Consider the following 23,985-nt stretch of genomic DNA (forward strand, 5'->3'; position numbering starts at 1 on the left):
GATATTTTAGCAGAGTATAAAAGATTTTCCTTCCGGGTTAGAATATCCGTGGTAGACTGGCGACATTTTTCACTAAAATTAATAAAAGATCAAGGAGCTTCGGGGGGGGGGGGATCGTTCCGATTACTCTTATCCACAAGATACCTAAGATTTGATTCTGGTAGAGCCTGATTCACTAAACTACATTGTCTTTTCAGTAATATCAGATCAAAGTTCATTTACAAATAAATTTTGAGGTAATCCGATAGTAAAACACTTGAAGTTCAAGATTGGCTAAATAGTTTTCATATTTGAGTAAAAGAGTTGTAGACTACCGATCAGCCTAAAAGCTTATCGAGCTTTTTCCCAGCTAATCGTTGACGTGCATATCTTGAATCGTGTATCAATATTCGTACAATCTCGTTATTTCTTTTCGTTTAAGAACGACAAGATAAATGTACTGGCTCATAGAAATTTTCCCTTACAATGGTTATCTTGCAAAAAACTATTGAAATGAAAATAATCTATGAGTCTTTTATTGTTGTAATTAAGATGTCCACGCTATAAAGAATCCTTTTGTCAGATCTTATCTGACTCATTTATTCTATTTTTTAGTAGATGCTTCAAGGAAAATTTTTCAAATAAACTTTTCCTAAAAAAAATATCACATAGTTTAAGAACCATGAAATTGGAGATGATTCACATAGTTAATGTAATAATACTGGGACTGCCCATTCTGTTTCTGTGGATACAACTAAGGGTGTTCGCATTCACATTGTTCAGAATCATGATCCTTGATTCATTAGTGTCCAGTTAAATTTGGCCGTATAATTCCATAATAAAAATCCGTTCAAAAATAGGATGGACAATAATTTTATACCGCAGTAGATTATCCTATTTGCAACGGACGAGAACTGTAAGTTATAATTTTTTTAATAAACTACATCTATCTAGTTTTAACAACGTATCTTTGCTTTTGAACTTGAATTACATTGTGTACGAAGTAAGAGAGGGAGAAAGACTAAGATAATTACTATTTGAATTGTTAGTGAGAAGATGATTGAAAAAGTTTAAACTTTTTTATCGATTACATATGAATGAATTAAAAATCAGGATATTAGACAAAATAGAACAGACTAAGACCTCCTGCAGGATCACCATCTGTGAAATGACATCGCTAATTATGATTGATGATCCTATGCGATTTATTATGTAAATTTTTTATTTAACTATTATCATGAGAAATACATGGTGGTTGATTAGAAAAGGGCAATTTCCATTTCTGTTTAGAAAAAGAAATTACCCTTTTTAGTTAATTGACATTTGCCTTTAATTAAATTGCAGTTGCTTGTCCTTCGTTCATCTCTTCGTCATTTTCATTATTTTTTGGAAGAATTCCATCTGGGATTGAATCTAAAATATCATCAACACTTGGAATCTCATAACCCTCAGGCTTTTGTTCAGACCAAGTTTTTCCACCATCTGTGGAGTAGAGAGTTTTTCCATCTTCAGATTGTTTAGTAATTACAGATTTTACTTTATCACTAAAACCTTCAGGAGCTTCTTCGGACCAAGTCTTTCCACCATCAGAAGAGAATTTCCATTTGTTGTCTTTTCGCTTCATAATTGTACTTTTGCCATTTTTATCACTGATTGGAAACTTGAATGTTTCTTCATCCGAAGAATTATTGCCATTATTCGATGCAGAATTGTTATATCGTAATCTACCATCTTCGTCTTCATAAATACCTTCAGGAGCAGTTCTTGACCAGGTGATTCCTCCGTCTGATGAAAACTCCCAGTTTCCGTTAGTTCGCCGAATTTTCAAATCATCAAGATTTGTCTTCTGTTTTCGTTTACTTGATTGAGAAAAATTAACTTCACCATTATTTCTTGCATCTGTTACAGCTTTCCCAATATTGTATGAAACAAGTGATAGACCAACTAAAATGGTAAGGATTAAAACTCTAACTGTAAAAGGGATGTTTCTTATAAATTCTGACAACGGTGATTTTGAATGGTTATAGTTATCATCTGGTTTTCTATTTTTCATATTTATGACCTCATTTCATTTTTTTATGAGTTCAATATAATCTGTGAACCTATAATGAAACTATAATTAAATCATGAGTTTCATCTTAATTATTCTGCCTAAGAACTTTGTATTTTAGTGGTCTTGTTAAAATAAATAAGTTTTCAAAAATTTATTTTTAATGTTGTATAGGAGGAATTTGAGAATCTAATTTAAAAAAATATTCCATTAGGGCAAACAGGATTAAAACTATCGTTATTTTAAATATTCAAGGTTCATTCAAGCTTGATAAGATATAATATTAAGAAGAAACCTGAAAAAAGTGAAAATCTGTAATTTAATATAGTATTTGGAGGTCAAAATATGAAACTTTTATTAGTCGAAGATGAAGCGATGCTGGCTGAAGCTACAGCTCAAATTTTAAAAAAGCAAGGATATTTAGTAGATATAGTAGAAGATGGTGAGTATGGTTTAGATTGTTTGGTATCAGGAGTTTATGATATAGCAATTTTGGATATTATGCTTCCAAAGAAAGACGGCTTAACTATCTTAAAAGAGGCGCGAGAAGAAGGTATTGAGATTCCAATTCTTATGCTAACTGCGAAAGGAGAACTTGATGATCGAGTAGACGGATTGAATTCAGGAGCAGACGATTACTTGTGTAAACCATTCCAGTACCAAGAGTTAATAGCTCGATTAAAAGCATTAGGAAGAAGAAAAGGCGAATTTAAGATCGACGGAAACCTTACTTTTGGTGATTTCGACTTAAATCCTTACAATTTGAAGTTGAAAACAAAGGTTGATGAAATTGCTTTAACAAAAAAAGAAGCCAATATTTTAGAATTACTCGTAACGAATTATCCGCAGCTTGCTTCAAAAGATCAGATTATAGAAAAAGTTTGGGGATATGATTCAGATGCGGAATATAATCACGTAGAGATGCACGTTTCATTGCTAAGAAAAAAAATGAGACAGGTAGAAAGCATTACTCAAATCAAGGTTATTAGAAGTCTGGGTTATCGCCTCGAATTTCCTAGAGGTAATGAGCATGATTAATCAGTTTAGAAAACGATTAATTACCATGACCACAATATTTGTCGCGATTATTTTATTAACGGGATTTCTTTCAATATTTATTACAACTTACTTAAAGCAACAATCAGATAATCTCGAAAAATTGAATCAATCAGAAGAGCTAACAATTTCAGGAGGAAAGGTATCTTTTGACGAGAAAAGTGATGACGCGGTACAGATAAATCGTATTTCAACGGGTGCGGGCGTTTACTTCAATCTTTTAGTAGATAGGATCGGAAAACCGATAATGGTTGACTCAGCCTTAAAACTATCAAAAAAGCAATACGAAAAGGCTGCTAAATACGCCTGGAAAAATCGTGAAGGCGGTACTGTAAGACTAAACGGACGAGAATGGCAATATGTTGTAGCACCAGCTATAGCAAATTTGGATTATGATGATAAAGATAGGAACGTTGAAAAAGATGACGAGACTTATTTAATGCGATTTTTAGATGTAACAGATTCAAAAAAGAGTTTGTTTTCTTTAGCAATAACACTGTTAATTGTCGGAATTGGATTAATGATATTCTTTTTCCTAGTCATTATTTATTTTACGAATCGAGCAATAAAACCTATGGAAGAAGCTTGGAAAAAACAAAAACAATTTATTGCTGATGCGTCTCACGAGTTAAAAACGCCATTAAGTATCATTTCATCAAATGTTGGTGTACTTTATTCCAGTAAAGAAGATACTATTAATGAGCAGATAAATTGGTTGGACAATATATCTAGAGGTACTGAACGAATGAATGGATTAGTTAGTAAAATGCTAACTATCGCCAAAACTGATAATGTTTTTGAACAAATGAATTTTAGCAAGGTTCAAGTAGATCAATTAATACGAGATTCTCTCTCAAATTACGAAACTAAGTTCGAATCAAAGAACATTGAAGTGAATTGTCATCTATCAGGTGTGTTAGCAAAGACAGATGAAGGATTATTGCAGCAGTTGTTTGATATTTTTATGGATAATGCTTACAAATATACGAATGAAAATGGTTTCTTTGATATTACTCTTAAATCAAAAGGCAGAGATACAACAATTCAATTTAAAAATACCGGAGAGGGAATTGCGGAAGAAGATATCTCAAAAGTGTTTAATAGATTCTACCGGACAAATGAAGTACGACAAAAGTATGAGGGAAGCTATGGATTAGGATTGTCGATCGCTCAAAGTATTGTAGAACAGCTTGGAGGTACAGTATCTGTCAACAGTTCTCTTAATGAAGAAACAGAATTTACTATTCAACTACCTCTTAAAAAGGAGAACATAAAAAAATAAGATGATATATAAAATCAATTTGACAATGAATTGACCATAAATGAATTCATAAATCGAATCGAAATAAGTATTTAAGTTACTATCGATAGTTCTCTTTAAGAGGAGAATTATCGATAGTATTTTTTTGAGAGATTATAGGTTCAATCAAGGTTTCTATATTACTATACAATCAAAACAGAATAGCGATGAGGAGAAGTTCAAATGAATAAAAATGCCAGGTTCAAAATGATAGCGTTGTTTATGTATATTGCTTTTTTTAGTGTGTTTTTTGGGGCATGCGGAGAAAATAAAGAAAAGGAGGCCGTTGGTAAATCAACTAGTCAGTCATCATCGTCGTCAACACCAATTAATCCAATAACTTATGTCTCGAGAGATGTATTAGGAAACCGACTACTCCAGCAGGAGAAATTATTAGAAGATGATCCAAATAATAAAGATTATAAAGTTTCTTACGCACAAACACTATATGCATTAGGAAATTTTGAATTTGCAGAAAAAATCATTGAGCCCTTAATAAAAGAGAAAAATCCTTTACCGGCAGTTATTGAGCTCTCTGCACGAATTAATTATGTTAACGGAAATTATGAAGAAGCTGAAAAGCTCTACAAAAAAATACTAAATAATAAAGATAAAGAACTTGCAGCAAGAACTAAAGAGGCGCTTCTAAATGTGTACTATCAAACAAATCAGTTCAAAAAGGCAAAAGAAATCGAATACAACGAAGATGAAAAACCAGCAATTCAAGATTTAATGGAGAGTTTTGGTGACACGATGCCTTATCACACAAATTGGAATGGAAACGACAAAGTAACAATTCCTTTTGTTGCTACAGATCCGGCCCCCGTTATTCCGATTGAAGTTAATGGGATAAAAATGAATGCAGTAATTGATACCAGTGCTGACGGATTATTATTAGATAAAGAAAAAGCTGCAGAGCTTGGAGTCAATTCAGTTGCTGATTTTCTAGGAAGATCAGAAGGTGGGAGTTCTGGACCAGTTTCATATGGGAAAGTTAATTCACTGAAAATGGGAGAAATTGAAATGAGTAATATCCCAACTACTATTAGTTCACTAGCTAATGCTCGTGAAGAAGTATTTACTAATACTCCTGATGTACACGCTATAGTTGGTACAAGTATTTTAAAACAGTTCATTCCGACACTCAATTATAAAACGGGTGAGGTAACATTTATTCCTCGTGGAGAAGCTGGAAGAGATCAGTTAAAACAAATGATTCCAAGTGATAAAATCCTTGATCAAGTACCGTTCTCTTTATCAGGAACACATTATCTGCATGCAAAAGGCTCTGTAAATCGTAATAATTATTTGAATATGTTCATAAATTCAGGTTTAGTAACTAAAGGAGGAAACGGACCAATTTTATCAGGTTCGTTAATGAAAATTTTAAAAACACCAATTCCAAGATTAGGCGAATCTCAGCTATCCGGAATTGATGGAGAAAAATTTCAGGTAGGATCACTTAGCATTTCGAGTTATGGAGTAGGACGGCTACTATCAGAATCTTCGATTGGCCAATATTATAGTGGTGAAGCTCTTGAGAACCTTGGGCAAGCGAACGGATTTATATCAGATGCTATGATTGGTCATAATTTTCTTAAGCAGCAAAATTGGACCATTGATTTCGACCAGATGTCTATGATCTTTAGTAAACAAGATGATTAATGAATAGAAAAACTGCTATGTGTTGAAAAAACACATAAGCAGTTTTTTTATACTTTCAAATAGAACTATAAAGATGTTGAATTTTTCGAAATCGTTGAATAAATATAGGTTCATTATAGGTAGGTTTTGTATAGTACTAACTATAGAAACTCTTTAAATAAAAGCTCAAGGATTGGAGGCGAAGTAATATGCTTTTTCGATCGATAATACTGTCATTGATTTTAACGATAATTGTAAATCTAGTATTTTATGGACGAAACAATGATTCATGATACAGAAGGAGGAACATATCTTGGGAAAATTTTTATCTACTAGAAACAAACTGTTAGAAGCTACGATTAAAGAGTACAGAAAACGTGGTTATAAAAATACCACTATAAAAAACGTATCAATTAGGAGTAATATTGCAGAGTCGAAATTCTATTCTTGTTTTGATAATAAAAATGAGTTAGTTCACGAAGCAACACGGGTTGTCTCACAGAATTTTGATAAGTACATTAAAGAAAGTTTGTATGTTACTGATCCTCAGAATAGTTATCAAGCAATGGTTTCATTTGGTGAAGCAGCAGTTGTTTGGAGTGTGAATGAATCAAATTTGGCAGAGCTACTAAGTCACAAAATAAATAGTAATACCGTACCAAGCAATGAAAACTCTAAAGACTGCTACTTGTTCACTTATATCGAGAATGCAGATAACATCTTGGTTGATTTTATTGAAGACTATAACCCAAAAATAAATAAAGAAGAATTATCAATCCAATATTGGTCTCTTATTCAGGGGTATGCTCGAATGGTTATGAACGGCGATTGCAACTATGAAAGGGAGACAATAGAAAACTTTGTTAGTATTTGGTCGGGTCTACAAGGAAGACTCTGTCAAATAGGAGCAAAACTTTGAGAATGATAGATTAACAGTTTCTTACAATAAAAACTTAAACACATGGAGGATGGAGTAATCTTGAACAAACAAAAAAATCAATTAATAAGGAATAATTTAGTGTGTCAATACTGTGTCTTGTTTCTGTTTTTACTGGCAACTTGTTTTTTGCCTTCCAATAGACCTGTAGTTGTAATTAGTTTGATTGTATTGGTGATAAGTGGGTTTATCCTTTTCTATTTTAGAGGAAAAACTCTATTTAATCATTTTATTGTAGAACGCTATTTACTTTTTCTGATTCAACTATTCATTTTTAGAAAATTGGGTACTTTCCAAGGCTTTGCTTATAAAGAGATTTTTGGTTGGACTCTCAATCAAATGCTACTTTATTGGTTACCAATATTCCAGATAATTTGTATGATTGGCTATAACTATGGAATAGAACACAAAAATAAAATAGGATTCAAAAGAAATGGATCCATCTTCAAAAACGGAAATAATACTTAAATTAAACACACTTATGAGTCTATTCATCATTTTGGTGAGTAGACTTTTGTTGTCCTTATCCATTTTGTTTAATATTTGAACCACTAGTATCTAAATACTAAAAAGTTTACTGGTCATAATGACAGACTATTAATTTAACATTGGTCAATAATTCAAGGTTCACTATAGGTTGAATAGCTATAGTTTATGTAGAGCAACTGAAAATAATAAGCGAATAGCTACTAAATAAAAATGAAGAGGAGTACAGAAAATGGAGGATACAATATTAAAAACAAGCAATTTAACAAAAACTTATTATAGAAGCGCGGGTGTCAAAGATATAAATATGACCTTAAGGAAAGGAGATATCTACGGGTTTATTGGTAAAAATGGAGCTGGTAAAACAACTCTATTACGATTAATCACTTCGTTAATCATTCCAACAAATGGTAGTTTAGAACTTTTTGGAAGTGGAAGTGAACAGGACCTTATTTTTGCTGGGAAAAGAATCGGTTCGATGATTGAGACACCAGCGTTTTTCCCGAAAATGACGGCACGTGGAAATTTAGAGTATTATCGAATACAAAGAAATATTGATGATGAGAATGAAATAGAAAGAGTTTTAAAATTGGTAAATCTAGATAATACAGGAAGCAAAAAATTTAGTCAGTTTTCGCTCGGAATGAAGCAAAGGCTTGGTCTAGCATTAGCTATTATGGGAGATCCAGAGTTTTTGATTCTTGATGAACCGATTAATGGATTAGACCCGACAGGAATGATTGAATTTCGTGAAATAATTGAAAAACTGAATAAAGAAAATGGAATTACCATTTTGATCTCAAGTCATATCCTTTCTGAACTGTCACAAATAGCAACACGTTATGGAATAATTCATAATGGTCAGATTCTCAAGGAATTTACTAGAGAAGAACTACATAGAGATATACAAGGTTATATTTCTATGAAAGTAAGTGATGCTGAAGAAGCAGGCAACATAATTCAATCAAACATAGACAGTGTACAGTTCGAAGTTTATTCGAAAGAGGAAATCCGATTATTCAATTCTTACGATGATTCATCAAAAGTGATTGAATTACTGAGTTTAAATGGAATAAAAATCTTTTCATCCAATGAAATGAAAATAAATTTAGAAGATTACTTCATTAGCATAATAAAAAAGTAGCGTAAAGCGAGGAGAATGAATAATGACAAATATTATTAGATCAGATATTTTTAGACTTAAACAAGGATCAGCTGTTAGGAATGTTTTCATTGCAGGTATGATCATCATTATTATTACAGGAGTTAACATGTTAAGTTCTCGTAGTGGATTTGGTGGCGTAGGTGTTCAATCTGGAGCAAGTGCTGCAAGATCATTACCAGGAAATGGAGCCGAATTTGTTCAACAAATGAGAGATGATGGACTATTCCCATTTTTCATTTTAGCATTCGCAGTTGCTGTATTAGGAGCTGATTATTCAGCAGGAACGATTCGAAACACTTTGTCATATTTCGTGGATCGAAAGAATGTTTACTTTGCAAAATGTTTAACCGGATTTCTGTGTTGTGTTACTTATACTGTCTTCTGTTTAGCGGTTAGTTTAGTAACTGGAACTATTCTATTTGGATTTGGTGGCTTCACTTTAAACTTCATTGTAAGTATTTTCCTTCAAATATTGTTGTCATTACCACTATATATTGGAATGATTGCAATTGGAAATTGTCTCTTAGTCTTTACCAAGAAAACTAGTATCACAATTGCTTCATATCTCATTGGATTGATTGTTTTCCCATCATTTACGCATCAGCTTTATCAGCTTTTCCCAATGGCAGAATGGTTGAAACTTTGTGATCCACTATCGGCTTTCTCGATGATAGCAAGATTTTGGGATTTTCCTACATCTTATGTTGGTATGGTTCTTCTCTTTTGGATAATTCTAGATTCATTAATCCTGTATTTTGGTGTACGGCTCTATTCACATGCTGATGTGGTTTAATAAAAAATTCCATCTGCCATTCTTGATTATTAAACCAGGGTGGCAGATGTTTAGATATAAAGAGTCAAAAGTGTACTACCTCACTTAAATTTTTAACTCCGAAAGAGGCTAGATATTCTATGGGATTCTTAATTTTCAAAAAAAGATTTCTTTATACTTACTAACAGTATTATTTCAGTTTTATTGAGGAACAAAGAGGAAGAAGAAATGAACTTCGTTAATCAAGATTTTGATTATTTTAGACGAACGTTCGAGGGAAACTATTAATTAGTGTATTATTTGTTATCGCACTTTTATAAATTTTGATATCTCTAAGTGCACAAAGAAAATTATGATAATCCTCGATGAGCCTATAGATATTAACCAATCAAAAATTATTGTTAAATAGTTTGTATAAGATAGAAATAGTTACGATAGAAAAAAGTGCGCCGTTAGTAGTGTTTAGATAAATAAAAATGGAGCCCGCAAGTTATCTTCAATAAAAATAGAATTAACAATGAATATATTTTTAAAGAAAAAATCTATTTTAAATTTCTATGATTAAAAATGTTTCTTTGTATTTATGTTCAAAGTTGGTAAAATCATGCATACCGATAGATACTTTGAATATTTTTCATGTGATAAAGAGCTGGAGATGATGGTTATGGCGAAGGCTATATTGATTTCAATAAAAGAAAACGAGGAAGAAAAGTTGTATGAAGATATAGTAAGAATTTTAGATAAATCTGGGATAGTGCTTCAAGAGTATGAAGATAATAAAGAACAACTAACAATTGCAGATTTGCAAATGACTCCTTCTAATATAGATATAAAACAAAATGGTGTTGTATTGGATTTTACTTATCGGGAGTTCTATTTACTTTATCATTTGGCTAAGTTTCCAGGAGTGATCTTTTCTAAAGAACATTTGTACGAAATATTATGGAAAGAGTATTCATTTCCTAAAACAACTGGTAGTACTGTTTCTGCTTTAGTAAGCAAGGTTCGTAAAAAATTAGATCAAAACGATAAAGGATCAAAATATATATTAACTGTCAGGGATGTTGGTTACCGATTCAATCCGGAGTTAAAATGAACATATAGGATTTAAAAATGGATTTAAATCAAAATAAGAGTAAAAGTAGATAATTTTGTTACAAAATAATTCTTATACTGTCATAGGATAAGTAAAGTAATTGACACAAGAATGGATCCCCTGTTCTAGTGTCTTTTTTTGATCTTAAACTAAGAAAAAGTATTGGTGGAAAATATAGGTTCATTCAAGGTTTGCTTGTTAAGCTTCTATTTACTAAGTTGCGAGTATCTAGCTCGCAAAATAATAGGAGGTTTTTTATGAACAAAAAAAAGATATGTATTACGGTTATGTTGCTACTATTTTCAATTAATTTAATGACTGCTTGTAGTAACAAGAATAATCTAACAGACAAATCTGAGGCGGGTACATCAACTAATTTAAAAGAAAAGGGCAATGAAAAGGATGTCAGTAGTCGTAGTTATCACACGAATATTTTAAAAGAGGTAAAAAAAGAGTACAGCAAAGAACCAAATGATAAAAAACTTGCTTTAAAATATGCACAAACACTCTTCTCTCTAGGGAATTTTGAAGAAGCTCGAAGTATCCTATTGCCATTACTTAATGAAACTAAAGTTAACGCGGAAGCATTATACTTATCTGCTCAGATTAATTATTTAGAAGGAAACTATCAAGAAGCCGAAAATCAATATAAGGAGTTAGTTACTAATCATTATGAAACACACGGTGTACAAGCGGAATATGGGCTACAATTGATTTACTACCGTACAAACAATTACAGTAAAGCTGAGAACCTATTTAACGGTGAAAATAGTCAAAAGGACCCAGTACTTGATTTGATGAGATCGTACGGTGATACTCAACCCAATCAAGTGGATTGGAATGAGGCAGATGAAACGGTTATTCCCTTCGTGGCTAAAGATCCTCTCCCAGTAATCCCAATAGAAGTCAACGGGGTTAAAATGAACGCATTTATTGATACAGCAGCAGATGGATTACTAATTGACAGTGAAAAGGCAAAAGAATTGGGTATCGAAACTGTATCAAAGCTTGATGGACTATTTGCTGGAGGAAAATCACAAGAAGTTGGTTATGCAAAAACGGACACATTAAAATTAGGAGATGTGAGTATCAATAATGTGTCAACAATGACCGGTCCAATAGACGGTACCATTAGTTCCTTATTTCCAAATGTAAAAGATGTACATGCCGCAATTGGTACTAATGTATTACAAAATTTTGTTCCTACAATTGACTTTATTTCTAAAGAATTAAAATTAGTTCCTAAAAATGAAGTAGGTAGAACCAAAGTTCAAGAAAATCTAAGTAACGATGAAATAAAGACGAAGGTACCTTTCACAATCGGGAGTAGCCACTATATGTTTACAAGAGGATCAATTAACGAATACAATAATTTAAATATGTTTATGGATTCGGGTATGCCTGCTAATAATGGAAAAGGACCAATACTATCCCCACAAGCAATGAAATATATGGGATTCCCTATTCCCAAAAATAAGGATATGGAAAAATCTACATTCTCAGGTATGGGAGGAGGGTCTTTCAAAACTTCCACATTCGACTTGAACTCTTATAATGTTGGAAGTCTTGGTGAGAAAAATACCTCTGGTCAGTACTGGACTGGCGATCAGTTTAATATGTATGAAACGACTGGTTTTGTCTCTGATGCAATGATAGGGCATGATTTTGTAAGTAAATATAGGTGGACAATAGATTTTGATAATTATTCCATGACTTTTAGTAAACCTAAAGAGGAATAGACCTATTTGTAAAGTATTGTGATTATCGAATTCAATACAAACTGATTGATCACAGATAGTAATACACGAATAAGAAATTTCAAAAATTAACAGAAAGAAGGACGACTTAATAAATGAAAAAAACGAATCCAAAAGAAAGTCACGATTCAAAACAATGACAAAGAAGTCCTGTAAATTAATGATACTTGCGTCAGCTTAAAGATTGGCAACGAGAGTGGCATCATCAGTCGAAGCGCTGTAGAAGTTTGGGCTGGTCCAAGTAAACTGGCAATAGGTGAAACCCAAACCAATTATCCTGTTGTGCCGATTGATAAAGAGTCCTATGACAAATAATGCAAAGACCAAGATTTTGTCCTGAACATAAATATCCATAACGAGGGATATTCATGAATGAACTCAGCAGGAGATTTAGCGTTTCAATTTATACCTAATATTGGATAGAGAAAAAAATTTGATAAACTATTCAGTTTTATATTGTTCCAACTACAAATGATGTATTAAAAATTCTTGGAAGTGATACAAATAGCAAAAGCAATACTTATCTCTTTCAAAGATATTGAAGAGGAAAGACTTTTTGGTGAAATCATGAAGACTTTAAGAAAGCATGGAATAGTTTTGCAAGAGTATGAAGACAGAAAAGAGACAATAGAAATTGGAGATTTGTGTTTAGATCCTACTAATCTATGTGTTCATCAAAACGGCAAGGCTATCGAGTTTACCTATCGTGAATTCTTTTTACTTTATCAACTCGCAGAATTCTCTGGAGCAGTGTTCTCAAAAGAGCATTTGTATGAGGTTTTATGGAAGCAATATTCTTTTCCAAATACAACAGTCAGTTCGGTTTCTTCATTAGTAAGTAAGGTAAGAAAAAAACTAAGTAGAAATCATTCTGGGATTGAATATATTCAAACAGTCAGACATGCTGGTTATCGATTCAATCCTCAATTAAAAAGACTTAAATAAAATTTAGAAGTACAAATTGTTATTCTTTGAAGTGCAAGAGGATTTCCAAATGAATTAGGGAGCAAAAAAAGATTACTCTTTAGTAGAAGAGAATAACCCAATATCAAGCAAAGCACATGAGTGGTTAGGTCTATTCATGTGCTTTTTCGTGCGTCCAATTATTATTTGCTTAAGTAAATATTTGGAAATAGTTTGTATTTCTATCAAGTAGCATTTCTGATTCAATCAACACTCGGACAAAGCGTACAAGTACTCTCATTCAGTGAAAAAACTAAGTTAAGGAAAGGACCAGAGGTGGGAAATATGGTTTTAATTAAAGAAGTCTTTTACTTCAATACGAATAATCCAGTTAAACGAACTATCTCTCACTTCGGACCTTCCCTAATTATTCAGTTACAGAAAAAACAAGAAATTACTTCAAAGAAGGTTTCTTTCTATTTAAATAAGAGTGATTACGAAGGTCTAATAATATCAAATAACGATGTTGATATTATAGAGATTTTACTTAATCTTGCGATGGAACCAAAATCGTACAAAACAATTTTAACTCCATTGAAAGCAACAAAAGAAATGCAACAAATCGCCTATCTTCTTTTTTCTTATTACTTATATAAAATTGTTGATTACTCAGTAGATCAAGTTATTTTGCTTTTAGTCAATCGAGTGCTCAAAGTGAATGCTCATGCTTTTGTCACAGATCATAATTTCCTGAAACTCGTTAAATACATGGAAGAAAATATCAATAAAAATTTAAAGATCATTGATTTTTGTTCCAATGTACATATGAGCGAAGCAAGCTTGAATCGAATGTGCAAGGAACAAGCAGGTGTGCCGCCGATGCTGCTGTTCCGAAAAATTCAATGCAATGAAGCTGAACGATTAATGCGTGAAACTTCATTTAAGATTCGAGAAATCAGCGAAATATTAGGATTCAAAAATAGTAGCCATTTTTCTATGATGTTTCACAAAGTAGTCGGAATGTCACCGTTGCATAAAAGAAAATCTATCGGAGGAGTGCAAGTATGTAAGCTCGAGAAAAAGAATTGATTTATCAGCAAATGACACAGCTTTTGAATGAAATCCATCGATTGATGGAAGCTTACGATTCTTGGAAAGATCAGCTATTTACTTTGGATGAAGGTGAAAAACTAGATGAGTCCAAAGAATCATCAAACAACCTTAATAGTGAAATTGAAAATCAAAAGTATTTGAGCGGAAGTTCGAGAAATTCAACTGCATGCTTTGAGGAACTCTCATGTTGCTATGTTGATTGAGCAAAATATTCAGCTAATTGTTATTAAAAAAAGATTAGATGATGCTAATATCGAAGTAACATTAGGAACTTATGATCACCTATATGCTAAATCTGATGAACAAGTGGTTGATGTGTTAGGTAAACTAATTCAAGAACCTGTTATCTTATAAAAGTCTTCTAAATTCGAAAATTCTCATTTTTTCATTTTAATGCCACTAAAAATGAAAAATATTGGCACTCTCATAGGTTTTTAGGTTATTTAGATATTTAAGATGAATTACTTTTTGACGAAAAGCAGGAGTCTATTATTAAAAGTAGAACATCTGTATATCTGCATTCTAATAAACAAGAAAAAATGATACTTATCAGCATTAGATTTTGTGAAAGGATTAAACCATAAAACTGTTGGAATGAGAAATTACCATTAGATTAAGTCTGTAACACATATGAAGAAGAGTACTGGAAAGCCGTTTAAGGGGAAATTTCACGTACGGTTTACTCTCAATTCTGGTGGTATTCGATTTGAAATTTTCCATTACTAAAAACCCTCCACTGAACCACCCTCCAATCATTTTTGGCTAGAATGAATCCAGAAAGTGATTGGAGGGAAAAGATGATCAATCAAAAAAACAAAGCAATAGAAGTGAAAGATCTAGTTAAAACATTTGGGGAAAAACGTGCAGTCGACAAACTAAGTTTTACTGTGGAGAAAGGAACGATATTTGGATTGCTAGGCCATAATGGAGCAGGGAAATCAACGACTATAGACTGTCTCTTAGGTACACAAAAATATGATTCCGCAAACGTTACCTTGCTAGGCAAAGACCCAAGAAAAGAACGAAAGAAGCTCTTTCAATACGTGGGCGTTCAGTTCCAAGAAGCGGCCTTTCAAAATCAGTTGAAAGTCAAAGAAATCTGTGAAATTACTCATTCCTTGTACGAAAAGCCGATTGATTGGGTGAAAACACTTGATGAATTCGGTCTTTCAGCAAAAATAAATTCGTTTTTGGCAACATTATCAGGCGGAGAAAAACAAAAGCTTTGTATCATATTAGCAATCATGGGGAATCCGGAGATCATTTTCTTAGACGAACTGACAACAGGACTGGACCCCAAAGCAAGGAGAGAGGTTTGGCGATATTTGCTGATGCTGAAAGAAAAAGGTGTGACTATTTTTCTGACTTCACATTATATGGATGAAGTAGAAACCTTGTGTGATCAGATTTTAGTTCTAAAAAATGGCAGAGAAGTGGCGAGTGGTACAGTAACAGATATCGTATTAGAAAGTAAAAAAGACACACTCGAAGAAGCCTTTCTAACACTTATTGGGGAGGAATATTGATATGAAGACTTTTTGGTTACTCTACAAATCGGAAGCAAAACTATCAATAAGAGAAATGTCTTCCGTTATATTTGGTATTTTTGTTCCGTTGGGCATTGTTTGTCTTATGGGATTTATGGACTCTAGTAATGATTCGTTGAATACAGCTTTTGTATCAGTTTCGACTGTGGGTATTTGTTCAGCAGGTGTGATGGGTCTTCCTCTCGCGCTATCTTCCTATCGTGAACGAAAAATCTTGAAAAGATATCAAGTTACACCGATCAGCCCGATCCAATTACTTCTGGCCCATTTACTTTTTTGCTTTACGATCAGCATTGTATCGATGCTGTTATTATTAGGTGTATTGATTATTTTCTTTCATTTTTCTTATGTAGGAAACTGGCTGCAAATTATTCCGGCGTATCTTTTAGTGATGATTTCCATTCATGCCATTGGTTTGATCGTTGCAAGTCTGTCTCCTAGTGAGAAGGCAACGGGAGCTATAAATTCGGCAATCTTTTTCCCAATGTTCTTTTTATCAGGAGCGACAGTCCCTTATGAAATCATGCCGAAAGGATTGCAGAAAGTGGCGGATATTATGCCATTAACGCAAGGAATAAAGTTATTAAAAGCCATTACGTTTAGAGAAGAAAGCGGGATACTTTATATGGTTCTGCTATTAACAGCTATTTCCATCATTGGTATTTTTATTGCTGTGCGCTATTTTAGATGGGAATAAAAACAGTGATATATAGCTAGTTATAAATACAGTGAAAAAAAGATTAGATAAACTTTGACCAAAGGAATGATTGAAATAGGAATCCCTATTTGCTATACTTGTTTCGAAAAATAATCGAATCATGTAAAAATGAATGGAGTATGTTTGGTGAGCGTCTCAGGTATCTAATCAATAAGCTGAATAACAAATAAACTAAGGTTTATTTGTTGTGCTTGTAGAAGCGGTATCTGTCGGTTCATAGGATTTTTGTAATCTTGGACGATAGTATAAAACTATCGTCTTTTTTGTACTCATTTATATGGTTTGATTATTTAGGCAGGTATTGATCTCTTTGGAAAATAAATGAAATTTGGAGGAAAATATGACTATTACTATTAGACATGAAGAAGAAAAAGATCATAGAATCGTAGAAGAAATCACACGAGACGCATTTTGGAATTTATATTTCCCAGGAGCAGTCGAACATTTACTTGTTCACAATATCAGAAAGCATCCTGATTTTATTCCTGAACTGTCTTTTGTTATCGAATTAGACAATCAGATTATCGGCAGTATTTTTTACACGAGAGCTAAAGTGATCGATAAGAACGGTGTTGAGCACCCTATCATCACCTTTGGCCCAGTTAGTATTTCACCAGAGTATCATCGGCAGGGGTTTGGTCGGATGTTGATTGAGCATTCACTTTCTAAAGCGAAAAAATTAGGATTTAATGCAATCATTCTTGGTGGCTTCACGTATCATTATCATCCATATGGATTTATAGGTACAAAGAAATACAGTATATCGATGCCTGATGGTAAGTATTATACTTCCGTTATGGCGTTACCCTTATTTGAAGGAGCATTAGATGGTATTAACGGCAGCGTTCATTTTTCAGAAGCGATGTACCCTGATGAATCAATTTTAGATGAATTTGACAAAACATTCCCGCCTAAAGAAAAGAAATTTTTAGCACACCAGCTAGATTTTGAAAAGGCAATCAGTGAAATCGATGATAATGTTTATTGATTGAAATAAAAATAGCGAACAATATTCTATTGATAAGTGTAATAACTTTGAAACAGATATCAAAAAAGTAAGTTCATGATCTGAATCGACTGAAAATCATTGATATATTGCGTTCAACAAATATTTAACAGTCGATTCTTTTCTTGCTTAATTTTATTGAACGCAAAGAAAGACATGGAATAAGAGATATTTTAAAAGCAGAGTTTTTAAAGAAAGAAGGCCGAAAGTATGGAGCAACAACTTGAGCTTTGAGAATCTATAGTATCTATTTTAACTTTGAAATTGATCTATGGACTCGGCGCATTTGCCATCTTTAGTTTTTTATTGTATTTGACAAGAAAAAATAAACTGTCTTCAAGAATAAGGATAGTGGTTGCCTCTTTATTACTATTTTATTATATGAGTGTGACATTTCTGAACGTTTTTGGTATACCAACTTTAAGTGAGTTATATAGGATCAATGGTTTTAAAGAACAAGTATTCAATCCGAATATCAATCTAATTCCTTTTAGAGAAGGTCTTAGTTTAGGCTTTCTGTTTAATATCGCTTGCTTTATACCAATAGGCTTTTTGTGTCCAATAATTAGTAGAGTATATGAAAAAATAAAATATGCTTTTTTATTTGGTGTAAGTATTTCACTAGTAATTGAGATCAGCCAATTATTTACAGTTAACAGAGCTACAGATAATTGATGACCTACTTGCAAATAGTTTGGGGACAGTTATGGGTTACGTCGTTTTTACATTATTATCGAAACGAGTAAGGAATAAAGTGACAATAAGTTTTGATGAAAATGTTATTTTTTCTGGAATAATACCTGTATTAATAGTTTTACTGACCTTTGTAATTACTTTTTTCAGTTAAAAAGAGTTGAATTTAGTGGAAAAACCTTCTTTTTTCACGTCTAAATATAGATTGAAGAAAGACAGATGTTTGTTTAATTTTCATCCTTTCGGTTGATATTGTTTCTATTCTACTTTGTCTATACTTAAGTCAGAGGAGATGAAACTATGACAAACTTAATTGAAGTCAAACATTTAGAGAAAAGTTATCAAAAAAAGCAAGTGATTCATGATATCAGTTTTTCGATCAGAAAAGGAGAAATTCTATGTTTTCTTGGTCCAAATGGTGCAGCGAAAAGTACAACGATTAATATTTTATGTGGAGCGTTAAGTTATGATCAAGGAGAAATTTTATTTCGTAATGAAAAAATAGATAAAAATCTCTCAAGCTATAAAGAGCATTTAGGCATCGTGCCTCAAGAGCTAGCTCTTTATGAAGATTTATCTGCAGAAAATAATATCCAATTTTTTGCTTCTTTATATGGATTGAAAGGACGAAACTTAAAAGATGGGGTTGATTTTGCTTTAAAATCAGTAGGCTTAACAGAACATCGTAAAGAGAAGGTGAAAACTTTTTCTGGAGGAATGAAGCGTCGGTTAAATATTGCCTGTGCCATTGCACATGAACCTGAACTTCTAGTCATGGATGAACCAACCGTTGGTATCGATCCTCAATCACGAAATCATATTTTAGAGGCGATCAAGAAAATGCGTCAACAAGGAATGACTATTCTGTATACCACACATTATATGGAGGAAGTTGAAGAAATTGCTACCCGTATTATCATTATGGATCACGGAAGAATCATCGCAGAAGGGACGAAGCAAAGCCTGAAAGATCGTAAGGAAGAAAGGAAAATATCCATTCAGTTGACTGACAGTTCAAAGCTATCACTTAGAGAGCTATATCAGGTCGAAGGAATTATAAAGGTTGAACATGAAAAAAATGAATTAGTGATAACTGCCATCAAAGGTGTTGAGAATTTAGATGCTGTAATCACTAAATTGATTCAACAAAACCAAAAAATACAACATGTGATGATTGAAGCAGATAATTTGGAAACGGTGTTTCTTGATTTAACTGGTCGTTCTTTGAGAGATGCGAGGTGAGAATATGTATCGTTTTATGAGTATCTTAAAAAGAGACACACTTAACCTGTTTCTCAATCCGATGTGGGTTATTTTATGTATTGCCTTTCCGTTTTTGTTCACTACTATTTTAGGCATTCTTACAGAGGGGCTTTATGGAACAAGCGTGTCCAGCTATGATTATTATGGTGTTATGCTAGTGTTTAGTTCGCTTTATGCAGGCACCTACTCAGCCAATAGCTTTCTTGAGGAACGAATCAAACAACCCAATTTACGAATAGCTTATTCCCCCATCTCATCTTTATTTATTCCAATTGCGAAGATAATAGCGACTTTTCTATTCACTGGCGTTTTCTTTAGCTTTTCAGGTGGATTAACACATTTGTTTTTTGATGTAAATTTTGGTGGGAGAATGTTGATATTTGTATGGCTGTTAATTTTAGCATTGGATTTGTTCTTTAGCTGCTTAGGTGTTCTGATTTGTTGTATTTTTAAAAGTGAAGGAACAGCCAATCAAGTATTGAGTCTTATAACGGCTTTTCTTGGGTTGCTTTCAGGATTATTTTTCCCTGTTGCAAGTTTAGGTAAAACAATGGTTAGTATCAGTAATTTTTCCCCTGTAACCAAAGTGTTGGATACAGTTTTTGTGATGATTTATGATCAGAATTACTCTCAGTTTCTTCCTGTGCTGCTTATATTATTATTGTTATCTTTAGTAACTATGGTGTTGATTGGATTTCTATTTAATGGGGAGGACTATGTGTGATTACTTTAATAAAAAATAATGGGCGGAGACTCATTCAAAAACGGCAAAGAGTGATAATGATGATCATGCTTATGATCGTTTCTGTAATAGTTGCTGTGTATATGAGCGGGCAAGAAAGAGCTCCTTTACGTGTTGCCGTTTTTGGAGATGAACAACATGAGCTAGTTTCTAACCAAAGGGTAACGGTTTCTTATTTAACAAAGGAACCTTCCATGCTTCAGTTACTTAAGGGAGAGTACGATGCAGTGATAATAAAGGAAAAAAATCGGATAAATGTAACCTCGATAAAAAATGAAGCTTTTGAAAGAGAAGTAAGACAAGCTATACAGCCTTCTAAGAATACGGATGTCCTACTGACACAAAATGATCCAAAAACTGGAAGTCGCATTATTGGTTTTTTATTAATGTTTTTATTGATGTCAGCAGTTGTCAACATGTATATTTTCAGTGAAGACAAAGAGAAACAAATTATGGAACGAATAGTTGTTGCACCAATCTCTTTTTGGAAATTATTACTTTCGTATAGCTTGCTCACTTTTGGTTTACTAGTGTGTCCATCATTAGCAATATTAACAGTAGTAAAAACGATGGCTGGTATCTCAATTGGTTTTTCTTTTTCACAATATTTGTTTTTGCTTGTGTTGATTTCATTATTTGGAACAGCATATTCTCTGTTTATCGCTGCATTTATATCAAATAGTGATCAAGCGAATATGCTTGGTTCGATGCTGATCATGCTTACAACGATTCTATCAGGCAGCTTCTTTTCCTTTGAGGGAGGAAATCGTTGGGTAGATGGATTGATCAAATGGCTACCTCAAAAAAATTATTTGAAAATCGTTGAAGTGATTGAGTCAGGTGCTAACCTGAGACATGTATCTTTTGAACTTTTTTATCTTCTGTCGATCACATTGTTGTTCTTTTTTTTGGCTGTGTTAAAAACAAAAAAACAATACATCCGAAGGTAACCAACCTGATAGACTAGAAAAAGAAATGCTGAAAGGGGGAGAAAAAAATAGAAAAGAACATTGCTAGTATAAGAATTCGTTTACCAGAAGTTCGTAGAGATGTCATTGAGAGAAAAGCATTACTACGAAAAATAGAACGTGGAAGTTCAAAGAAAGTTATGGTTTTAGAAGCTGGTGCAGGTAACGGAAAAACCACAGCAATTTGTACATTTTAAAAAAAAAAATCTCCCGAAAAAGTAAAATGGGTCAGCTTAGCTACAGATTGTAATAGTTTACAAGTTTTTTGGAGCTATATAATTGAAGTTTTTCAAGAAAATTTAGGTGATGTAAAACAAGAGTTTTCGGAATTCTTTCAAAATACTTGTAATAAGGAGATGATTGACAGCCTAATAACCTATTTTGTAAATAGTATAATCGAAGAAACAAATGAAGAAATTTTTTTGATTTTGGACGATATTCATTTAGTAGAAGATCCAGTCGTTACGCACTCTTTAGAACAATTTTTAGAACAATTACCTAGTTTTATTCATGTTGTTTTGCTGACTAGGTATACATTACCTTTGTACTTAAGTCAATTTGAAATAAAAGATGAATTAGCGTATATAGATGAATCCTTCTTTCATTTGTCTGATGAAGAAGCAAAAGCTTTCATTCAGCGCACAACAGATAAGCATTGGCAGCCGTCTGAAATAAAGGAAATGCTAGAGATTGCCAGAGGATGGATAGGCGGGCTACAACTGTTAGTTGCCGCAAAACAAAGAAGTAATCTATCTGCAGCAATGCTAATGAAACAGGAAAATCAATTGTTATCGGACTATCTGACACAAGAAATTTTTCAACAACTTACAGAGGAAGAACGTTCTTTTTTAATTGAAACATCTTATTTTCCATACGCAACAAATAACCTGACAAAATTTCTTGGGATAACTATTGATTTTAAGATGACTATATCAAGTTTAGTCCACAAAAATCTATTGATCATCTGTACTGATAAACAACGACAGGTATATCAGTACCATCCAATTTTTAAAGAATATTTGATGAGGCTTTTCCAACAATTACCGATCCAAAAGCAAATAGATCTAAAGAGAAAAGCTGCGAACTTTTATATTGAAGAAAAAGAGTTTTCACAAGGTTTTCCTTTACTGCTAGAACTGGAAGACTATGAGAAATTGATGGATTTACTTTTACAACACCAGACTTCCTTGCGGATAATAACCTTTATAGGAGAAATACCTATTCAAATTGCAATAACAAATGTGGATTTTTCTTACCAAAAGTTTTTTTATCATTACTCGAATTTAGAGTATGAAAGTTGTTTGTTTCTTCTTGATGCGTTAGATAAAAAATACCCAGGCTCTAAAGAGGTTCAAGCTCTTGAAGGAATACGTTTGCTTTTTGATGATACTTTTTCTCCTTTCCACCAAAAAGTCACTTATTTGGAGGATATTCAGAATTTGAATTTGAATGATACATCAAAAGCTTTTATTTTATTGAAGAATGCCTTTTTCTATTATTATCAAGATGAATTCCATAATGTTAATGATTTTGCATCGGCAGCTTTAAGACTAAATCAAAATTGGGGTAATCCTTTTCTAAATTTTTTTGGACGAACGCTACTTGCACAAAATTTTGAGGAACTTGGAAAACTAAATCAAAGTATTCTAATGATGGAAAAAGCAAAGCAGATGTTGGAAACATTCAAGTTAAGCACAAAAATGAAGCAGAATTATTTACTTTCTTTTTTTGTGACGATTACAGGTGTTTATTTGAAACAATTCAGATTGTCAGAAGCAGAGCAAATGCTAACTGAAATAAGAAGGAGCGGTCAAGAAATTGCTGATCCTTCCTACTATTACAATTATGCTGAATACTTATACTTATCTGAAAAAATAGAGCTAGCATACTCTACCTTGAAAAAGTTAGATCAGAGTTCTGCTTCAAGTTCGATCGGACCATTGACTAGAGCAGGTATTTTAAGATATAGCCTAAAATATCATCAACTAACTGAAGCAGAAAAAGATGACTTTATTGTTCAATTTCATCAATATCCTGAATACCAAAATCTTAATAATCGTTTATTCTATGCAATGATTTTATTAGATAGAAAATGCTATGAAGAAACGCTTTCTATGCTAGATGAGATTTTAGCTGAAAGTCGAGAACGAAAAATATATTTGAAAATAATCGATGCAAGTTTATTAAAAATCAAGCTTTTTAGCCTTTGGGAAAAAGAAGAAGCCCGTCTTTTAACAAACCTTTACCATGAGAGTCTGTACTATGCAGCAACCGATGAAGTTTTGGCTATCTTTTATTATTACAAGGAAGAACTTTCTCTGCTCTTTGAAAGATATTCTAAAACTTTGACTATTGATCTTGGAATAAAAGAACAAAAGTTTCATAAACAAGTTTTAGAGATATGCTTAAAGAAAGGTAATAGCGAACGATTAACTGGGCGGGAATTGGATGTATTAAGAGAAATTGCTAATGGTAGAAGTAACAAAGAAATTGGTGAGATTCTTTTTATCTCATTAGCTACAGTAAAAACACATATATTGAATATTTATCGAAAACTAGAAGTGAATTCTAGAGTATTAGCAGTTGAAAAAGCAAGAGAACTCAATATTTTGTAGTATAAAAATTACTATCAGATATAAGGATGGGGACATTTACTTCATTATTAGCCGAGGAGCGAAAAATTCTAGTAAAGGAAGTTAAAAAAATGATTCATCAGCTAGATGCCTTCCTGACAACAAGTATAAAGGAGCAAAAAAAATGACGGTAGAAAAATTACCTACTGAGTAAGTG

General features: G+C 32.7%; 22 protein-coding genes. 21 read left to right on the forward strand and 1 reads right to left on the reverse strand.

Going from position 1 to position 23,985, the window contains the following annotated elements:
• Positions 1-1,312: 1,312 nt before the first annotated feature.
• Complete coding sequence (locus IGI50_RS06570; protein WP_438776552.1) at positions 1,313-2,032, reverse strand: exo-alpha-sialidase; 720 nt, start codon at positions 2,030-2,032, stop codon at positions 1,313-1,315.
• Between the two features lie 342 nt (positions 2,033-2,374).
• Between IGI50_RS06570 and IGI50_RS06575 the strand changes: the two genes are divergently transcribed.
• The 21 genes from IGI50_RS06575 (at position 2,375) to IGI50_RS06675 (ending at position 23,810) form a co-directional block, all read left to right on the forward strand.
• A complete protein-coding gene (locus IGI50_RS06575; RefSeq protein WP_438776553.1) occupies positions 2,375-3,067 on the forward strand; it encodes a response regulator transcription factor in 693 nt (230 codons plus the stop codon).
• On the forward strand, positions 3,060-4,367 hold the full coding sequence (locus tag IGI50_RS06580; RefSeq protein WP_438776554.1) for a sensor histidine kinase: 1,308 nt from the start codon (positions 3,060-3,062) through the stop codon (positions 4,365-4,367). Before IGI50_RS06575 ends, IGI50_RS06580 begins: the two co-directional genes overlap by 8 nt.
• A gap of 201 nt (positions 4,368-4,568) precedes the next feature.
• On the forward strand, positions 4,569-6,050 hold the full coding sequence (locus IGI50_RS06585) for an aspartyl protease family protein (protein ID WP_438776555.1): 1,482 nt from the start codon (positions 4,569-4,571) through the stop codon (positions 6,048-6,050).
• Positions 6,051-6,342: 292 nt separating this feature from the next.
• Entirely contained in the window at positions 6,343-6,948 is a 606-nt protein-coding gene (locus IGI50_RS06590) for a TetR/AcrR family transcriptional regulator (RefSeq protein ID WP_438776556.1), read from the forward strand.
• Positions 6,949-7,008: 60 nt separating this feature from the next.
• Positions 7,009-7,434: a hypothetical protein gene (locus IGI50_RS06595; protein ID WP_438776557.1), complete on the forward strand. Its 426-nt coding sequence runs from the start codon at positions 7,009-7,011 to the stop codon at positions 7,432-7,434.
• A gap of 250 nt (positions 7,435-7,684) precedes the next feature.
• Entirely contained in the window at positions 7,685-8,596 is a 912-nt protein-coding gene (locus IGI50_RS06600; RefSeq protein WP_438776558.1) for an ATP-binding cassette domain-containing protein, read from the forward strand.
• Between the two features lie 22 nt (positions 8,597-8,618).
• Entirely contained in the window at positions 8,619-9,410 is a 792-nt protein-coding gene (locus tag IGI50_RS06605; RefSeq protein WP_438776559.1) for an ABC transporter permease subunit, read from the forward strand.
• 643 nt (positions 9,411-10,053) lie between these two features.
• Positions 10,054-10,485 (forward strand): winged helix-turn-helix domain-containing protein, encoded by a 432-nt coding sequence (locus tag IGI50_RS06610; RefSeq protein ID WP_438776560.1) that lies wholly within the window; start codon positions 10,054-10,056, stop codon positions 10,483-10,485.
• Positions 10,486-10,742: 257 nt separating this feature from the next.
• The gene (locus IGI50_RS06615) at positions 10,743-12,224 is read left to right on the forward strand and encodes an aspartyl protease family protein (RefSeq protein WP_438776561.1); all 1,482 of its coding nucleotides are present in this window, start codon (positions 10,743-10,745) and stop codon (positions 12,222-12,224) included.
• A gap of 513 nt (positions 12,225-12,737) precedes the next feature.
• Positions 12,738-13,187, forward strand: a complete 450-nt coding sequence (locus IGI50_RS06620) for a winged helix-turn-helix domain-containing protein (protein ID WP_438777576.1) — start codon at positions 12,738-12,740, stop codon at positions 13,185-13,187.
• A 303-nt stretch (positions 13,188-13,490) separates the two neighbouring features.
• A complete protein-coding gene (locus IGI50_RS06625; RefSeq protein ID WP_438776562.1) occupies positions 13,491-14,234 on the forward strand; it encodes a helix-turn-helix domain-containing protein in 744 nt (247 codons plus the stop codon).
• Complete coding sequence (locus IGI50_RS06630; RefSeq protein WP_438776563.1) at positions 14,231-14,461, forward strand: hypothetical protein; 231 nt, start codon at positions 14,231-14,233, stop codon at positions 14,459-14,461. Before IGI50_RS06625 ends, IGI50_RS06630 begins: the two co-directional genes overlap by 4 nt.
• On the forward strand, positions 14,451-14,612 hold the full coding sequence (locus tag IGI50_RS06635; RefSeq protein ID WP_438776565.1) for a hypothetical protein: 162 nt from the start codon (positions 14,451-14,453) through the stop codon (positions 14,610-14,612). The genes IGI50_RS06630 and IGI50_RS06635 overlap by 11 nt, the downstream gene beginning before the upstream one ends.
• Positions 14,613-15,055: 443 nt before the next feature.
• A complete protein-coding gene (locus IGI50_RS06640) occupies positions 15,056-15,784 on the forward strand; it encodes an ABC transporter ATP-binding protein (RefSeq protein ID WP_049218605.1) in 729 nt (242 codons plus the stop codon).
• Position 15,785: 1 nt separating this feature from the next.
• Complete coding sequence (locus tag IGI50_RS06645; protein WP_438776566.1) at positions 15,786-16,502, forward strand: ABC transporter permease; 717 nt, start codon at positions 15,786-15,788, stop codon at positions 16,500-16,502.
• Between the two features lie 361 nt (positions 16,503-16,863).
• Complete coding sequence (locus IGI50_RS06650) at positions 16,864-17,511, forward strand: GNAT family N-acetyltransferase (protein ID WP_438776567.1); 648 nt, start codon at positions 16,864-16,866, stop codon at positions 17,509-17,511.
• A gap of 399 nt (positions 17,512-17,910) precedes the next feature.
• Complete coding sequence (locus IGI50_RS06655; protein ID WP_438777577.1) at positions 17,911-18,204, forward strand: VanZ family protein; 294 nt, start codon at positions 17,911-17,913, stop codon at positions 18,202-18,204.
• 318 nt (positions 18,205-18,522) lie between these two features.
• Complete coding sequence (locus IGI50_RS06660) at positions 18,523-19,464, forward strand: ABC transporter ATP-binding protein (RefSeq protein WP_176673255.1); 942 nt, start codon at positions 18,523-18,525, stop codon at positions 19,462-19,464.
• A gap of 4 nt (positions 19,465-19,468) precedes the next feature.
• Positions 19,469-20,209: an ABC transporter permease gene (locus tag IGI50_RS06665; RefSeq protein ID WP_438776568.1), complete on the forward strand. Its 741-nt coding sequence runs from the start codon at positions 19,469-19,471 to the stop codon at positions 20,207-20,209.
• Entirely contained in the window at positions 20,206-21,177 is a 972-nt protein-coding gene (locus IGI50_RS06670) for an ABC transporter permease (RefSeq protein WP_082158207.1), read from the forward strand. Before IGI50_RS06665 ends, IGI50_RS06670 begins: the two co-directional genes overlap by 4 nt.
• Positions 21,178-21,617: 440 nt before the next feature.
• Positions 21,618-23,810, forward strand: a complete 2,193-nt coding sequence (locus IGI50_RS06675) for a LuxR C-terminal-related transcriptional regulator (protein WP_438776569.1) — start codon at positions 21,618-21,620, stop codon at positions 23,808-23,810.
• Positions 23,811-23,985 lie beyond the last annotated feature (175 nt).

Origin of the sequence: Enterococcus sp. DIV0170, from assembly GCF_051710765.1 — a bacterium.
GTDB classification, from domain to species: Bacteria; Bacillota; Bacilli; order Lactobacillales; family Enterococcaceae; genus Enterococcus_A; species Enterococcus_A raffinosus.

Coding starts and splice junctions, on each gene's coding strand:
- IGI50_RS06625 (WP_438776562.1), top strand. CDS start 13,491: ATGGTTTTAATTAAAGAAGTCTTTTACTTCAATACGAATAATCCAGTT.
- IGI50_RS06610 (WP_438776560.1), top strand. CDS start 10,054: ATGGCGAAGGCTATATTGATTTCAATAAAAGAAAACGAGGAAGAAAAG.
- IGI50_RS06660 (WP_176673255.1), top strand. CDS start 18,523: ATGACAAACTTAATTGAAGTCAAACATTTAGAGAAAAGTTATCAAAAA.
- IGI50_RS06645 (WP_438776566.1), top strand. CDS start 15,786: ATGAAGACTTTTTGGTTACTCTACAAATCGGAAGCAAAACTATCAATA.
- IGI50_RS06605 (WP_438776559.1), top strand. CDS start 8,619: ATGACAAATATTATTAGATCAGATATTTTTAGACTTAAACAAGGATCA.
- IGI50_RS06585 (WP_438776555.1), top strand. CDS start 4,569: ATGAATAAAAATGCCAGGTTCAAAATGATAGCGTTGTTTATGTATATT.
- IGI50_RS06640 (WP_049218605.1), top strand. CDS start 15,056: ATGATCAATCAAAAAAACAAAGCAATAGAAGTGAAAGATCTAGTTAAA.
- IGI50_RS06655 (WP_438777577.1), top strand. CDS start 17,911: ATGAGTGTGACATTTCTGAACGTTTTTGGTATACCAACTTTAAGTGAG.
- IGI50_RS06650 (WP_438776567.1), top strand. CDS start 16,864: ATGACTATTACTATTAGACATGAAGAAGAAAAAGATCATAGAATCGTA.
- IGI50_RS06665 (WP_438776568.1), top strand. CDS start 19,469: ATGTATCGTTTTATGAGTATCTTAAAAAGAGACACACTTAACCTGTTT.
- IGI50_RS06580 (WP_438776554.1), top strand. CDS start 3,060: ATGATTAATCAGTTTAGAAAACGATTAATTACCATGACCACAATATTT.
- IGI50_RS06575 (WP_438776553.1), top strand. CDS start 2,375: ATGAAACTTTTATTAGTCGAAGATGAAGCGATGCTGGCTGAAGCTACA.
- IGI50_RS06635 (WP_438776565.1), top strand. CDS start 14,451: ATGTTGATTGAGCAAAATATTCAGCTAATTGTTATTAAAAAAAGATTA.
- IGI50_RS06600 (WP_438776558.1), top strand. CDS start 7,685: ATGGAGGATACAATATTAAAAACAAGCAATTTAACAAAAACTTATTAT.
- IGI50_RS06570 (WP_438776552.1), bottom strand. CDS start 2,032: ATGAAAAATAGAAAACCAGATGATAACTATAACCATTCAAAATCACCG.
- IGI50_RS06615 (WP_438776561.1), top strand. CDS start 10,743: ATGAACAAAAAAAAGATATGTATTACGGTTATGTTGCTACTATTTTCA.